The following is a 15,323-nucleotide window of genomic DNA, read 5'->3' on the forward strand; positions in this document are numbered from 1 at the left end:
TGCCGGGGCTTCTTGCTTGTCCGAGTGCAAGAAGCAACACAACTGGTGCGTTGAGCAGCCGTCCGCGCGGACGGAGGGACTCCGTCCGTAGCGAAGGAGCAACCAGATGCCCGCAATCGTGATCGTCGGAGCCCAGTGGGGCGACGAGGGCAAGGGCAAGGCCACCGACCACCTCGGCAGCCAGGTCGACTACGTGGTGAAGTTCAACGGCGGCAACAACGCCGGCCACACGGTCGTCATCGGCGACGAGAAGTACGCCCTCCACCTGCTGCCCAGCGGCATCCTCACGCCCGGCTGCACGCCGGTCATCGGCAACGGCGTCGTCGTCGACATCGACGTGCTGTTCCAGGAGATCGAGGGCCTCGAGGCGCGCGGCGTCGACACCAGCCGGCTCAAGCTGAGCGCCAACGCGCACGTCATCGCCGACTACAACCGCACGATCGACAAGGTCACCGAGCGGTTCCTCGGCTCCCGCAAGATCGGGACGACGGGCCGCGGCATCGGGCCGACGTACGCCGACAAGATGAACCGGATCGGCATCCGGGTCCAGGACCTGTTCGACGAGAAGATCCTCACCGCCAAGGTCGAGGGCGCGCTCGAGCTCAAGGGCCAGATCCTCACCAAGATCTACAACCGGCGCGCGCCGTCGGTCGAGCAGGTCGTCGGCGAGCTCCTCGGCCACGCCGACCGCCTCGCGCCGTACGTCTGCGACACGGGGCTGCTGCTCAGCCAGGCGCTCGACCGCGACGAGGTCGTGCTGATGGAGGCCGGCCAGGCCACCCTGCTCGACGTCGACCACGGCACATATCCGTTCGTGACGTCCAGCAGCGCGATCTCGGCCGGCGCGTGCACCGGCACCGGCATCCCGCCGACCCGCATCGACCAGGTCATCGCGATCGCCAAGGCCTACACGACCCGCGTGGGCGAGGGTCCGTTCCCGACCGAGCTGCACGACGAGAACGGCGAGTTCCTGCGCAAGGCCGGGTGGGAGTACGGCACCACGACCGGCCGCCCGCGCCGCTGCGGCTGGATGGACACCGTGATCACCCGCTACGCCGCACGGGTCAACGGCGTCACCGACTTCGTGCTCACCAAGCTCGACACGCTCACCGGTCTCGCCGAGCTGCCGGTCTGCGTCGCGTACGACGTCGACGGGGTGCGCCACGACGAGATGCCGGTCAACCAGACCGACTTCCACCACGCCGTGCCGATCTACGAGAACCTCCCCGGCTGGACCGAGGACATCTCCGGCTGCCGCAGCTTCGACGAGCTGCCCCAGGCCGCCCAGGACTACGTCGAGTACGTCGAGGCGCGCTCCGGCGCCAGGATCTCGGTGATCGGGGTGGGTCCCGAGCGCGAGCAGGCGGTCGTCCGGCACCCGCTGCGCTGACTCCCCGCGCCACCCGCGAGAGAACGGTGCCCCGCCCAGGTATGAGAATGCCCGGGCGGGGCACCGGCAGGTCGGGGCCGTGTGGGACCTGTAGGGGGTGGCGTGTCAGAACGGCCGACGATCGTCCTCGTCGATGACTCACCGGAGCTGCGCGCCCTCGTGGGTGCCCGGCTCCGCGCGTCCGGGCTCTTCGAGGTCGTGGGGGAGGGCGCGGACGGCGGCGAGGCGATGATGCTCGCCCACGAGCACAGCCCCAGCCTGATGCTGCTCGACACCTCGATGCCCGTCCTCGACGGGCTCGAGTGCCTGCCGCTGGTGCTCGCCGTCTCCCCGGAGACCAGGGTCGTCATGTACACCGGCTTCAGCGGCCGCGGCCTGGCCGACCGGGCCCGCGAGCTGGGGGCCTCGGACTTCGTCGAGAAGTCGGTCCCGCTCGACGTCCTGGTCGACCGCCTGTGGCGCCAGGTCGCCGACGCGCACGGGTACGCGGGGCTGGGCGGGATCGGGGCGCGCGGGCTCCCGGGCGACCCGCCGCCCCGGCCGCCCCGGCCGCTGCGGGTGGCCGGCGAGGCGGACGTCGACGAGGTGCGCGACCAGAAGACCCTGGACGAGCACCTCGAGCGCTACCGGGAGGTCTTCGACCAGGCAGCGATCGGCATGGCGACGATGACGCTCAACGGCAGCATCGTCCGCGCCAACCAGGCGCTCCTCGACATGGTGGGGCGTCCCGCCGACCACCTCATCGGTCTCGACTACGGCGTGCTCACCCGGCAGCACGGCGACCACCTCGACGAGGCCCTCGCCCGGATCACCGAGGGCGGCGAGGACCTCGTCGCCTTCGAGCACCCGATCGACAGCGGCGCCGGCATCCGGACGGTGCGGGTCACGCTGACCCCGGTGCGCGACTCGAAGGGCAGCGCCCTCTACGCGTTCGCCCAGATCCAGGACGCCACGGCCGAGCTCGAGCTGCGGCGCAGCGAGGAGATCTTCCGGCTGCTGGTCACGGCGGTCAAGGACTACGCGATCTTCATGCTCGACGTCGACGGCAACGTCGCGAGCTGGAACGCCGGGGCGGCCCACATCAAGGGCTACCGGGCCGACGAGGTCGTCGGCCGGCACTTCCGTCTCTTCTACCCGGCCGAGGAGCAGGCGGCGGGACATCCGGAGCACAACCTCGAGCTGGCGCTGCGCGACGGCGTCCACGCCGAGGAGGGCTGGCGGGTCCGCCGCGACGGGAGCCGGTTCTGGGCGCGCGTCGTCATCACGGCCGTGCACGACGAGGCCGGTCGGCTCCGGGGGTTCGCCAAGATCACCCGGGACCAGTCCGAGCAGCGGGCCCACGAGGAGGAGCGCCGGCGCGCTCTCGAGCAGCAGGCGCAGCTCCTGGCCGTCACCGCCCACGAGCTGCGGACGCCGGCCGCGGTGGTCGAGGGCGCGGTCGCGATGCTCCGCGACGGCGGGGACGAGCTCGACCCGCAGGAGCGCGCCCAGGTGCTCGAGGCGATGGCATCCAGCGCCCGGCGGCTGCAGCGGCTCGTCACCGACCTCGGCACGGCGTCCGACGTCCAGACCGAGGCGCTCGCGCTCGCGCCCGAGGTGGTGTCGCTGCGGCGCACGCTGATGTCGTCGGCAGACCGGGTCCACGCGGCCCACGGGACCGCGCGGATCCAGACCCGGGTCGACCAGGAGGTCGACTTCGTCGCGGACCCCGCTCGGCTCGGCCAGGCGCTCGACAACCTTCTCGAGAACGCCTACCGGCACGGCCGGCCGCCGATCGCGCTGACGGGGGAGCGCACCGACGACGGCGTCCGGGTGACCGTCAGTGACGCCGGTCCCGGCGTCGAGCAACGCCTCGTGGGCCGGCTGTTCGAGCGCTTCGCCCACGCCGGGACCACCGCCGGGACGGGCCTCGGGCTCTACCTGGTGCGGGAGATCGCGCGCCTGCACGGTGGTGACGCGCGCTACCTCGTGGAGGGCCCCGGCGGCCGCCCCGCGTTCGTGCTCGACCTGCCGATGTCGCCGCAGGTGCCGCGCAACTAGGCTGAGCGCCCGTGAGCATCACCTGTCTGGTCATCGGCACCGGCGGCCGCGAGCACGCGCTCGCGCTCGCCCTCTCCCGCGACCCCGGGGTCGGCGAGGTCCACGCGGCCCCGGGCAACCCCGGCATCGGCGCCTTCGCCACGCTGCACCCGGTCGACCCGATGGACGGCGCGGCCGTCGCCGCGCTGGCGTCGTCGCTGGGCGTGGACCTCGTGGTGGTCGGGCCGGAGGCGCCGCTCGTGGCCGGTGTCGCGGACGCCGTGCGGGAGGCGGGGATCGCGGTCTTCGGGCCCTCCCGTGCCGCCGCGATGCTCGAGGGCTCCAAGGCGTTCTCCAAGGAGGTCATGGCCGCCGCCGGCGTGCCGACCGCGGGCTCGCGCACGTGCACGACCCCCGACGAGGTCGCGGCCGCGCTCGACGAGTTCGGGCCGCCGTACGTCGTGAAGGACGACGCGCTCGCCGCCGGGAAGGGCGTCGTCGTCACCCGTTCGCGCGACGAGGCGCTCGCGCACGCCGCGGGCTGCGGCCGGGTCGTGATCGAGGAGTTCCTCGACGGGCCCGAGGTCTCGCTGTTCGCGGTCTGCGACGGCGCGACGGCGTACCCCCTGCAGCCGGCGCAGGACTTCAAGCGGATCTTCGACGGCGGTCGCGGCCCCAACACCGGCGGCATGGGCTCGTACTCGCCGCTCCCGTGGGCGCCCGCCGACCTCGCGTCGACGGTGATGGCGCAGGTCGTGCAGCCCACGCTCGACGAGATGAGCCGGCGCGGGACGCCCTTCGTCGGCTGCCTGTACGTCGGCCTCGCGCTCACTGCCGACGGGCCGCGCGTGATCGAGTTCAACTGCCGCTTCGGCGACCCGGACATCCAGCCCGTGCTCGCCGTCCTCGAGTCGCCGCTCGGCGCGCTCCTCGACGCGGCGGCCCGCGGTGACCTGGCCTCCGTGCCCGCCCCGGTGTTCCGTGACGCGGCCTCGGTGACCGTGGTCCTCGCCTCGGCGGGCTATCCCGAGACGTCGTCCAAGGGCGACGTGATCACCGGCGTCGGCGCGGCCAACGGCGTGACCGACGTCGACGTCATCCACGCCGGCACCGCTCTCGCCGACGGCTCCCTCGTCACCGCGGGCGGCCGGGTGGTCGCCGTCCGCGCGGTCGGCTACGACATCGCCGACGCCCGCGCCCGGGCCTACGCGGCGGCCGACCTGGTCCGGTTCGACGGGCTGCAGCGCCGTACCGACATCGCGGCGGAGCCGCTCGGCGCCGTCGAGGGCGCCTCCCTCAAGGAGGACTGATGCCGGCCGTCGTGGTCCGCCCCGCCACCGACGCGGACCTCGACGCCGTCGCCGCCCTCTACGCCCGGGAGGTCGCCGAGGGACACGCCACCTTCGACGTCGAGCCGCCCCCGCGGTCGGTGTGGGAGACCAAGCTCGCCTCGACCCACCCCGGCGACCACTTCCTGGTCGCCGCCGCCGGCCCCGCGCCGGACGACGACGTCCTCGGCTTCGCCTACTCCGGCCCCTTCCGCGACCGCGGCGCCTACCACCACACCCGCGAGGTCACCGTCTACCTCGACGCCGGCGCCACCGGACGCGGTGTCGGCCGCCTCCTCTACGACGACCTGCTCGCCCGGATGACCGCGGCCGGGATGCGCACCGCCCTGGCCGTCGTCGCGCTCCCGAACGACGCCAGCGAGGGGCTGCACCGCGCGTGCGGGTTCGAGCGGCAGGGGGTGCTGCGGGAGGTCGGGCGCAAGCACGGGCGCTGGATCGACATCGCGTGGTGGCAGAAGATGCTCGGCTGACCGGGCCGACGCTCCCGGTCTGCTCAGTCCTGCCAGTCGTGCACGTTCTCGGCGACGAACGTCCGGAAGTCGGGGGCCAGCGCATCGACGCGCCCGCTGTCGTGGTCGAGCATCCGCACCGGCCCGTCGGCCGCGATCCAGATCGGGTTGCCGGCGCCGTCGTCGGCGATGACGAGGCCGTCGATGACCGCACCGTGCGTCTCCCGCGCCCACGTCGTCATCTCGAGACACGTCTCGCGGCCGAGCAGCCCGGCGTGGTCCCACAGGTGCACGGCGACGCCCACGAAGCACCCGCCCCAGCGCGCGGCGAAGTCGGCGAGGTCCGGGTCCGGTGTGAGGCCGAGCGGAGCCAGGCGCGCGGCGAGCTCGTCCGGCGGGATCGGCCGGCCGGCGCCGTACGTCGTGACGGCGCGGGCGATGCGCGCGACCAGGTCGTCGTCGAGGGCCATGGCGCGACCCTAGGGGCGCCGGGCGGGAGGGGTGCGGGCGCGGGGGTTGTGTCGGACCCTCCTGATCTAATACGGGTATGACTTCGAGCGCCCTTCTCGCCGGCCTCCGGGCGGGGGTGCGGGTGCGGGAGGAGTCGGTGGTTGCCGAGTGGGCGGGGATCGTGGAGTGGGCCGCCGGCAACACCGTGGCCGACCCGGAGGCGGGCGCCGCGACCATTCGCGACGGGTTCGTCGATACGGGGTTGCCGATCGCGGGTGAGGGCGCCCCGCTGGTCTCGGAGTTCGCACTCATGGAGCTCGTGGCCGTGCTGGGCCGCTCACCGGATGGTGGCCGGGTCTACGTCGGCCGGGTGCTCGAATGTGCGTGGCGCCTGCCGCAGGTCTACGCCTCAGTGGTCGCCGGCCGCCTGGCGCCGTGGCGCGCCGAGCGGATCGCCGAAGCCACCCGCCCCCTCTGCCCCGCGGCCGCAGCGTTCGTCGACCGCCAGCTGTTCAATGCCACCGGAGTCGGCTGGGCCCAGCTCGAGCGGCTCATTGCGGAGGCGGTCATCAGGTTCGACCCCGAGCGCTACGAAGCCGAGCGGGCTAGGGCGAGCGACCACCGCTATGTGGAGGTGGGGGCGCCGGATGGCAATGGGCTGGTGTCGATCGACGGGCTTCTCGATGCGGCCGACGGCCGTGACCTGGATGACGCGATCAGCCGCCGCGCGACCCTGCTCGGCCGACTGGGTAACGAGGCGAGCCTGGACGTGCGCCGCTCCCAGGCCCTCGGCGACCTTGCCCGCAACGACCTGACGCTCGACCTTGAGGGCGTGCCGGGCCGCCGGGCCGTGCTCAACGTGCACATCACTGATGCGACGCTGCGCGGGACCGGTGCCAACCCGGTGGGCCAGTGGGACCAGCAGCCGGTCAGTGCCGAGCAGATCCGCGACTGGCTCGCGCAGCCCGGGATGTCGGTGACGGTCCGCCCGGTGCTCGACCTCGCTGACCATGTGCCGGTCACGGCCTACGAGATCCCGGACCGTCACCGCCAGCAAGTCGAGCTCCGCGACCACACCTGCCGCTTCCCGTACTGCACCAGAACGGCGATGCGCTGCGACCTCGACCACGCCAGACCCCACGGCCAAGGCGGGCCGACCTGCCCGTGCAACCTCGTCCCGCTCTGCCGGCGCCACCACCGCGCCAAGACCCACAGCCAATGGCGCTACCAAGTCACCAAGATCGGCACCTACGTCTGGCGAAGCCCGTCCGGCTTCCACTTCGAGGTGAGCCACCGCGGCACACACCAGCACGACCGAACCGATGAAGCCGACGACCCCGAGCCAGGGGTGTACCGGCAACAACCCGCAACCCGCTGATCACCGCATCCAGGTACCTCGACCACTGCGGCGCGCCACCACGCCATCGGTAAAGAAGACCCCAGCCCGCGAGGCGCCGCAACCCTAGACGTCCGGCGTCGTGCGGCAACCGAACGTCTAGGGTTGCGGCGTTGCCGATGCGCTCGGGGTCGGCCGCCGAGAGGAGCTGACTGATGACGGACACCACGGGTGCGTCGTCCGCGTCCGCAGCGGGCGTCCGCACGGCCCGGCTGAGCCTCGTCCTGTGGGACGCCGCGACCGTCGCCGACATCAAGGCGGGACGCCGCCGTCCCGAGTGGCACGCCGACTTCCCGCGTGAGGACGACGAGGGCGCGGCCACGCTCTGGCGTGACGGCGACCCGTGGGGTCCGCGGTCGATCGTGTCGCTCAAGCAGCAGCTGGTGATCGGCTCGATCGGCTTCTTCGGCCCGCCCGAGGAGGCGGACGACGGCGTGGCCGAGGTCGAGGTCGGCTACGGCCTGGTGCCGGCGGCGCGCGGGTACGGGCTGGCGAGCGAGGCGCTGGGTGCGCTGCTGGCCCGGGCCGACGGGGCGGGCGTCCGGGTGCGGGCGTCGATCGCGCCGGTGAACGCGGCGAGCCTGCGGGTGGCGGCGAAGGCCGGGTTCACCGAGGTGCGGGGGAGCACCGAGGACGGCGAGATGGTCCTGGTCCGGCGGGTGCCCGCGTCTCTCGGCTGAGCGGCGAATCGGAGCCGCTCGCCGGGCGTGGGAGAATGGGCCACCGTGACCGTGCCGAACGTCCTCGCCACCCGCTACGCCGCCGCCGATCTCGCTGAGATCTGGTCGCCCGAGCACAAGATCGTCCTCGAGCGGCAGCTGTGGATCGCCGTCCTCAAGGCGCAGAAGGACCTCGGGATCGAGGTGCCCGACGGGGTCGTCGAGGCCTACGAGAAGGTGGTCGACGTCGTCGACCTGGCGAGCATCGCCGACCGCGAGCGGGTCACCCGGCACGACGTGAAGGCGCGCATCGAGGAGTTCGCGGCGCTCGCCGGCCACGAGCACATCCACAAGGGCATGACGAGCCGCGACCTGACCGAGAACGTCGAGCAGCTCCAGGTCCGCCAGTCCCTCGACCTGCTGCGCGACCGCGCGGTGGCGACGCTGGCCCGGCTGGCCCGGCTCGCGGCCGAGCACGAGACCACGGTGATGGCCGGACGGAGCCACAACGTGGCCGCCCAGGCGACGACCCTCGGCAAGCGGTTCGCGACCGTGGCCGACGAGCTGATGATCGCCGTCGAGCGGATCGAGCAGCTGCTCGTCCGCTACCCCCTGCGCGGCATCAAGGGCCCGATGGGCACGGCCCAGGACATGCTCGACCTGCTCGGTGGGGACGCCGACAAGCTGGCCGACCTCGAGCAGCGGGTGGCGCGCCACCTCGGCTTCGAGCGGGTGCTGACGAGCGTGGGGCAGGTCTACCCGCGCTCGCTCGACTTCGACGTGCTGTCGGCGCTCGTGCAGCTGACCGCGGCGCCGTCCAACCTGGCGACGACGATCCGGCTGATGGCCGGCAACGAGATCGTCACCGAGGGCTTCAAGGAGGGCCAGGTCGGCTCCTCCGCCATGCCGCACAAGATGAACACGCGCTCGTGCGAGCGGGTCAACGGCCTCGCCGTCGTCACCCGCGGCTACCTGTCGATGGTCGGCGAGCTCGCCGGCGACCAGTGGAACGAGGGCGACGTCTCCTGCTCCGTCGTACGACGGGTCGCGCTGCCCGACGCCTTCTTCGCGGTCGACGGGCTCTTCCAGACGTTCCTGACCGTGCTCGACGAGTTCGGGGCCTTCCCGGCGGTGATCCAGCGCGAGCTCGACCGCTACCTGCCCTACCTCGCGACGACGAAGGTGCTCATGGCCGCGGTCCGCAACGGAGTGGGCCGCGAGGCCGCGCACGAGGCGATCAAGGAGGCCGCCGTCGGCACCGCCCTCGCGATGCGCCAGGGCCAGGCCGAGAACGACGTCTTCGCCAAGCTCGCCGCCGACGACCGGCTCGGGCTCACCACCGAGCAGCTGCAGTCGCTCGTGGCCGAGCCGATCACCTTCACGGGTGCGGCCGTCGCGCAGACCCAGGCGGTCTGCCGCCAGGTCGCGGCGATCGTCGAGGCGCACCCGGCGGCGGCCGCCTACACCCCCGGAGCCATCCTCTGACGTCGATCGAGGTCGTCTTCCCGGTCCCGCGGGACCGGGCTTTCGGCTACCTCGAGGACCCGCGCAACCGGCCGGCCTGGCAGTCGTCGCTGCGGGCGGTCGCCGACGTGCGGGCCGACCTCAGTGGGTGGACCGACGTCACGGTGGTCCCCGGCGTCCGCCCGCGGATGCGCACGACGCTGAGCGAGCCGCCGTACCGCTGGGTCGAGGAGGGCACGTGCGGCCCCTTCCGGGCCCGGCTCGAGCTGCGCTTCGCCGAGCTGGACGACGGGCAGCGCTGCCGGGTGACCGCGGACTTCCGCGTCCGCGGCCTCCGGGTGGGCGGGCTGGTCACGTGGGGGAGCAGGTCGACGGTGGCCGCCGACCTGCGCCGCGCCGCGCGGCTGCTCAGCCGCCCTTGACGTCGAGCACGACCTCGAACTCCAGCAGGTCGGCGCCCGTGGACACCGGCTTGCGGGGCGCCTCGCCCGGCTTCTCCGCATGGGCCGCGCGGCCCTGGCCGTCGCGCCAGGCGGCGAACGACTCCTCGTCGGCCCACTGGGTGACGACGAAGTAGCGGTCCTCGCCGGCGGTCGGGCGCAGCAGCTGGAAGCCGAGGAAGCCGGGGGAGCCCTCGACGGCGCCGGCCCGGGCGGCGAACCGCTTCTCGAGCTCGGGACCGGCGTCGGGCGGGACCTGGATGGCATTGATCTTCACGACGGGCATGTCCCGACTCTAGGGCGCGGGTCGAAGGTGTGCCCGGACGGACCTGGGGGGTTGGGTGGTCCGTCCGGGCACACCGGCCTGCCGGCACCGTCGCCCCACGCGCGGTGCCGGTGCCGCGCGGCGGCCCAGGGAGCAGGGCGGCGGACGTCGGCAGGTACCAGCCAATCGTCCGGAGCGCGGGTGAGCAAGGACGGGAGCGCGATGTCGCCCGCCATGTCACCCGCGCCGCGTCCTCAGCCGATCGGCACCGCCGTCACCACCAGGTTCCTGGTGTAGTGGAAGCGCCCGTTGCGGTAGGTCACCTTGCCCGTGCAGGTCACCAGCGTGAGCCGGTGCGCGCCGGTGGTCGACACCGGGGCGCCGGTCAGGCCGCGGCCGCGCGGCTGCGACCTGACGGACGTGATCCGGTAGGTCCGGACCACCCCGTCGGCCCCGCGCACCTCGACCAGCTGGCCGGTGCGCGCCTTTCGCAGCTTGCCGAAGGCGCCGGGCCGGTCGCGGCGGTCGGACACGTGGCCCGCGATCACCGTGGCGCCGACGGCCTCGCCGGGCGCCGCGGAGCCGAGCAGCCAGCCGCCCCGAGCCATCCTGCCGGGGATCAGCATCGTGCCGCGGCGGGTGCCGACGGTGTCGATCCGGGCCTTCATGCCCAGCGCCGGGACGGAGACCTGGACCGGGCGCAGCCGGCGGGCGCGCACCGAGCGGTCGGTGCCGGAGTAGCCGGCCTCGACCCGGACCTTCCCGACGCCGGGCCGGTGGACGAGCGTCGTCTCCGCGACCTGGCCGCACGAGTGGGAGGCCGCCTGGTTGTCGTCGTCGGCCGTGGTCGAGACGACCCAGGTGTAGTAGCCGGGCTCGCGCACGGTGATCGGCGGCGTCGTCAGGGTGCCGTTGCGGGGCGTGAAGAAGACCGTCCCGACCGCGTTGGCGAGGGTGCACATGGACGCCGAGGGGCGGTCGACCGGGCCGTACAGCGTGGCCCGGCCGGTCGCCGTACCGCCGGGCTGGAAACCGGAGATCCGCACCTGGTCGGTGAGCCGGACCGAGCGCGGGGCGCCGGAGCGGTCGACCGGGATCGCCACCCGGGCGCGGGCCGAGGTCGTGATCACCGGCGCCGCGGGCACCTCGGGCGCGGTCACGGTGACCCGCACGAGGGCGTCCACGCACTGCACCGGCGCCGAGGTGTCGCACACCCGGACGGTGTAGGAGTCCTCGCCGTGGAAGCCGGGCAGCGGCGTGTAGGTCACCGCGCCGGTGGTGCCGTTGATGACGGCGCCGCCGTGCTCCGGCTGGACCGCCTGCTGGACGGCCGTCGGGTCGAGCGGGCTGCCGGTGACGCTCGCGATGTCGGCCAGGTCGGTGACCACCGGCACCCCCTGGGCGGTGGTGATCGCGGCGCCGGTCGTGAACACGTTGTCGACCGTCACCGTCACCCTGCCGGTGTCGCAGGTCGGGGGCGCCGAGGTGTCGCAGACCCGGTAGCCGAAGGAGTCCACGCCCGAGAACCCGGCGTCGGGGCGGTAGAACAGGCCGTCCTCGGACGTGATCGCCGTGCCGTGCGCGGGCGGGGTCGTGATCGTCGGGGCGGCCAGCTCCTGACCGGTCTCGGTGAGGTCGTTCGCCGTGACGTCGGTGATCACCGGGACGCCGACGGTCGTGCTCGACTCGTCGTCGACCGCCGTCACCTGGTTGACGCCGACGGTGATCGGGACGGTGACCTCCGTGCACTGCTGCGGGACGGAGGTGTCGCACACCCGGACGACGTAGTCGTCGGGCCCGCTGTAGCCACGGGTCGGTGTGTAGCGCACCGGACCGGCCGGGAGGACGTCGATGGTGCCGTGCTGCGGTGCCCGCACCTGGCTGACCCCGGTGGCCGACAGCGGACGCCCTGTCGTCGTGGCGAGGTCGGTGAGGGCCGAGACGTGCACCCCGTTCTGGGGCACGGTGAACCCGGGGCCGGGCGTGAACCCGTTGCGGACGAGCACCGTCACCGGAGCGCCGTCGCAGGTGATCGGCTCCTCCTGGTCCTCGGAGATCGTGTAGGTGTAGACGTCCTCGCCGGAGAAGCCGGCCGCCGGCGTGTAGGTGATCGAGCCGTCGCCGGTCACGGTCGCGGTGCCGTGCGCGGGAGGGGTCCCGATCCTCGGCTTCGCGAGGGGGAAGCCCTCGGGAACCGACCCGTCGTTGGCGGTGACGTCCGTGGTCACCGGGTCGGGGGCATCGGTGCTCGCGCTGTCCTCGACCGCGTCGACGCGCAGCGACGGGATGATCACGACCTCGGTCTCGTCGTCGTCGACGGCGAGGATGGCGCCGCCGAAGGCGGCGACCCAGGACGTCGCCGCACCGCCCCAGCCGAGGACCTCCTCCTGCCGGTAGCCGGATCCGGACGGGACCAGCCGCAGCACCCGGTCGTGGCCGGCGTCGCCGATGACCAGGTCGCCCTCGGGGGTGACCGCGACGCCGATGGGGGCGACGACGCTCGTGGCCACCACCGACGCGGTGTAGCCGTCACCCGACGGGGTCAGCCGCACGATCCGGTCGTTGCCGCGGTCGGCGACGAACAGGTTGCCGTCGCCGTCGACGGCGATGCCGAACGGCCGGTCGAGGTCCTCCGCGATGGTCGTGCGGGTGTAGCCGCCTCCCGACGGGGTCAGCCTCTCGACGTGGCTGCTGCCGCGCTCGGTGAAGTAGACGGTGCCGTCGGCGTCGACCGCGACGCCGGAGGGACGCTGGAGGTCGTCGGCGATCACGGTGCGCTCGGTGTACCAGTTGTCCGCCTCGGACCAGGTCAGCTTCACGATCTCGTGGTCGTTCTCGTCGGCGTAGAAGACGTTGCCGGCGCTGTCGACGGCGATGCCCTGGGGGTCGAGGCCGGGCCGGGAGTCGATCGTGGCCGGGCCGCTGCCGGGGCCCCACGCGATGACCTCCTCGTTGCCGGGATCGGAGATGAAGACGATCCGGCGCGCGTCGACGGCGATGCCCGTCGGGTTGGCCAGGTCGTGCGTCCCGACGTAGCGGCCGGCGTACACGCTCGAGCTGAGCGGTCCGCACCCGTTGGGCGGGCTCACCGTGATCGTCACCGTGGCGACGTCGCAGACCTGGGCGGGGGTCGCGCGGTCGCGGACCTCGTAGGTGTAGTGGTCGGTGCCCGACCAGCCGGCGTCGGGCCGGTAGGTGATCGTGCCGTCGCTGTCGACCGTGGCCGTGCCGTGCGCGGGGGCGCCGGTCACGGTGGGCGCGGCCAGCGGGGTGTTGCTGACGTCGTTGATCCGGACGTCGGTGATCACCGAGCCGTCGCCGGGGACGGAGGCGCTGTCGTCGCCGGCCTCGAGCCGGGCCGGGCCGAGCATGACGATCTTGTTGGTGCCGCCGTCGCCCACGAAGAGGACGCCGTCGGCGCGCACCGCGACGCCCTCGGGGCTGCTGTCGCCCCAGCCGGGCACGACGGACTGCGTGAAGCCGGCGCCGGACGGGGTCAGCCGGAGGATCCGGTCGTTGTAGGTGTCGCCCACGAAGAGGTTGCCGTCGGCGTCGGCGGTGAGACCGGTGGCGTCCTGGAGCCCACTCGCCACGACGTCCTGCGAGTAGCCGGAGCCGTGGTGCCTGATCCGCACCACGTTGTCCGCGGTGACGACGTAGGCGGTGCCGTCGGGGCCGACGGCCGTCTGGTGCGGGAAGTCCATGCCGGAGGCGGCGACCTCCGGGGTGTAGCCGGAGGCGGCGTCGAGCCGGACCACCCGGCCCTGGCTGAGCTGGTTGGCGTTGGCCACGACGTAGAGGTCACCGTTCGGGGCGACGGCGATCCCGGAGGGCTGGGCGAGCAGCGGGCCGGAGGCGATCGTCGTGGCCGAGTAGCCGGGCCCGGACGGGGTCAGCCGGCTCACCGTGCCGCTGTTCCACGAGGTGACGAACAGGGTGCCGTCGCCGGCGACGGTGATGCCGGCGACCCCGGGCAGCCCGGTGGCGACGACCGTGCGGGTGAACCCGCCGCCCGACGGGCTCAGCCGGACGACCTCGCCGCGATCGCCGTCGGAGACGAACAGGTTGCCGTCGCCGTCGATCGCGAACCGGCTGGGGTAGTCGATCCCCGACGGGACGACGGTGCGCGCGGTGCCGCCGGTGCTGCCGACCGGTCCGCAGGAGTTGTCCTGGCCCACCGTCACGGTGACGGTCGCGCTCGCGCAGACCGAGGCCGGGTCGCCTGCGTCGCGCACGGCGTAGCGGTAGGTGTCGGTGCCCGAGAAGCCCGCGTCGGGCGTGTAGGTGATGGTGCCGTTCGGGTTGACCGTCGCGGTGCCGTGCTGCGGGTCGACGGCGACGGTCGGCCGGGCGAGGCCGGCACCGGTGGCGGAGTCGTTGGCGGTGACGTCGGTGCTCACCGCGGTCCCGGCGGTCGTTCCGGCCGTGTCCGCGGTGGCGGTGACCTTGCGGGCGGAGAGCCGCACGACCCGGTCGTTCCCGGTGTCGGCGACGTAGAGGGTGCCGTCGCCGGCGACCGCGACGTCGCGGGGGTCGTCGAGGCCGGTGAGCGGCAGCACGGCCTGGGTGTAGCCCGCTCCGGACGGCGTGAGGGTGACGATCCGGTCGTTGCCGCTGTCGGCGACGTAGAGCGTGCCGCCCGGGCCGGTCGTGATGCCGGCGGCGTTCTTCAGGCCCGTGGCCGCAACGTCGGTGTGGGTCCACCCGCCGCCCGCGCGGTCCGACCGCACGACCTGGCTCGTGCCGTCGCCGGCGGTGGAGGTGGAGTAGACGGTGGCGCCCCCGGCGTCGACCGCCACGCCGTACGGCGTGGTGCCCGCGGCGGCCGGGCGCACCACCGAGGTGCTGAAGTCGGGGTCGCCCGGTGTCAGCTCGACGACCGTCCGGCTGCTGCCCACCGCGACGTAGCCCCGGCCCGTGGCGTCGACCGCGAGCCCGGTCGGACCGCCCAGGCCCCACACGACGTTCTCCTCGGCGCCGTAGCCGGTGCCGTCCGGAGCGACCCGGTCCACCCGGCCGTTGCCGGCGGTCGAGACCCACACCCGGCCCGCCGGGTCGACCGCGAGGCCCTGGCCGGTGTGCGCGCTCAGCGGCAGGTCCGCCGAGGTGTACGACGCCCCGGCCGGCGTGTACCGCCGGACGGCACCGTCCCCGCGGGTGACCACGAAGATCCGGCCGTCGGCGTCGACGTCGAGCGCGGCAGGCGCGTTCAGCCCGGTCGCGACGTCGGCGGGGGAGTACCCGGTCGCCGGCAGCGGGCCGCAGGGCTGCGGTGCGGCCGCCGCGCTGGCCGGTGCCGCCCCGACGGTCGCGACGACCGCCGTCCCGGTGAGGCCGAGGGCGAGGGCGAGGGGTGCCGTCACGAGGGCGCGACGAGCCAGGGAGGGGGTGCGGGGAGCGCGCAAGGGAGCATCTTTCGTTCCGAGGGCCGGACGACATGCA

General features: G+C 73.7%; 11 protein-coding genes. 8 read left to right on the plus strand and 3 right to left on the minus strand.

Going from position 1 to position 15,323, the window contains the following annotated elements:
• Positions 1-106 precede the first annotated feature (106 nt).
• The 4 genes from BM223_RS02810 (at position 107) to BM223_RS02825 (ending at position 5,228) form a co-directional block, all read left to right on the plus strand.
• Entirely contained in the window at positions 107-1,390 is a 1,284-nt protein-coding gene (locus BM223_RS02810) for an adenylosuccinate synthase (protein WP_038681812.1), read from the plus strand.
• A gap of 102 nt (positions 1,391-1,492) precedes the next feature.
• Positions 1,493-3,430, plus strand: a complete 1,938-nt coding sequence (locus tag BM223_RS02815; RefSeq protein WP_235319056.1) for a PAS domain S-box protein — start codon at positions 1,493-1,495, stop codon at positions 3,428-3,430.
• Between the two features lie 17 nt (positions 3,431-3,447).
• A complete protein-coding gene (purD, locus tag BM223_RS02820; RefSeq protein ID WP_038685343.1) occupies positions 3,448-4,719 on the plus strand; it encodes a phosphoribosylamine--glycine ligase in 1,272 nt (423 codons plus the stop codon).
• Positions 4,719-5,228 carry a GNAT family N-acetyltransferase gene (locus BM223_RS02825; RefSeq protein ID WP_038681808.1) on the plus strand — a complete coding sequence of 170 codons (510 nt, stop codon included), beginning with the start codon at positions 4,719-4,721 and terminating at the stop codon, positions 5,226-5,228. Before purD ends, BM223_RS02825 begins: the two co-directional genes overlap by 1 nt.
• Positions 5,229-5,251: 23 nt before the next feature.
• Here the strand turns inward: BM223_RS02825 and BM223_RS02830 are convergent, their stop codons facing one another.
• Positions 5,252-5,677: an SMI1/KNR4 family protein gene (locus BM223_RS02830; protein WP_038681806.1), complete on the minus strand. Its 426-nt coding sequence runs from the start codon at positions 5,675-5,677 to the stop codon at positions 5,252-5,254.
• Between the two features lie 77 nt (positions 5,678-5,754).
• Between BM223_RS02830 and BM223_RS02835 the strand changes: the two genes are divergently transcribed.
• The 4 genes from BM223_RS02835 (at position 5,755) to BM223_RS29640 (ending at position 9,598) form a co-directional block, all read left to right on the plus strand.
• Positions 5,755-7,035, plus strand: a complete 1,281-nt coding sequence (locus BM223_RS02835) for an HNH endonuclease signature motif containing protein (protein ID WP_038681804.1) — start codon at positions 5,755-5,757, stop codon at positions 7,033-7,035.
• A gap of 173 nt (positions 7,036-7,208) precedes the next feature.
• Positions 7,209-7,733 (plus strand): GNAT family N-acetyltransferase, encoded by a 525-nt coding sequence (locus BM223_RS02840; protein ID WP_038681803.1) that lies wholly within the window; start codon positions 7,209-7,211, stop codon positions 7,731-7,733.
• A 45-nt stretch (positions 7,734-7,778) separates the two neighbouring features.
• On the plus strand, positions 7,779-9,197 hold the full coding sequence (gene purB / locus BM223_RS02845; RefSeq protein ID WP_038681802.1) for an adenylosuccinate lyase: 1,419 nt from the start codon (positions 7,779-7,781) through the stop codon (positions 9,195-9,197).
• 5 nt (positions 9,198-9,202) lie between these two features.
• Complete coding sequence (locus BM223_RS29640; RefSeq protein WP_342351426.1) at positions 9,203-9,598, plus strand: SRPBCC family protein; 396 nt, start codon at positions 9,203-9,205, stop codon at positions 9,596-9,598.
• Here BM223_RS29640 and BM223_RS02855 read toward each other — a convergent pair.
• Both BM223_RS02855 and BM223_RS02860 read right to left on the minus strand, forming a co-directional pair.
• Positions 9,585-9,902, minus strand: coding sequence for an antibiotic biosynthesis monooxygenase family protein (locus tag BM223_RS02855; protein WP_038681800.1), 318 nt, complete (start codon positions 9,900-9,902; stop codon positions 9,585-9,587). The genes BM223_RS29640 and BM223_RS02855 overlap by 14 nt on opposite strands.
• 233 nt (positions 9,903-10,135) lie before the next feature.
• Positions 10,136-15,286, minus strand: a complete 5,151-nt coding sequence (locus tag BM223_RS02860; protein ID WP_141267381.1) for an Ig-like domain-containing protein — start codon at positions 15,284-15,286, stop codon at positions 10,136-10,138.
• Between the last annotated feature and the right edge of the window lie 37 nt (positions 15,287-15,323).

The organism is Pimelobacter simplex (assembly GCF_900114845.1).
Taxonomy (GTDB): Bacteria; Actinomycetota; Actinomycetes; order Propionibacteriales; family Nocardioidaceae; genus Nocardioides; species Nocardioides simplex.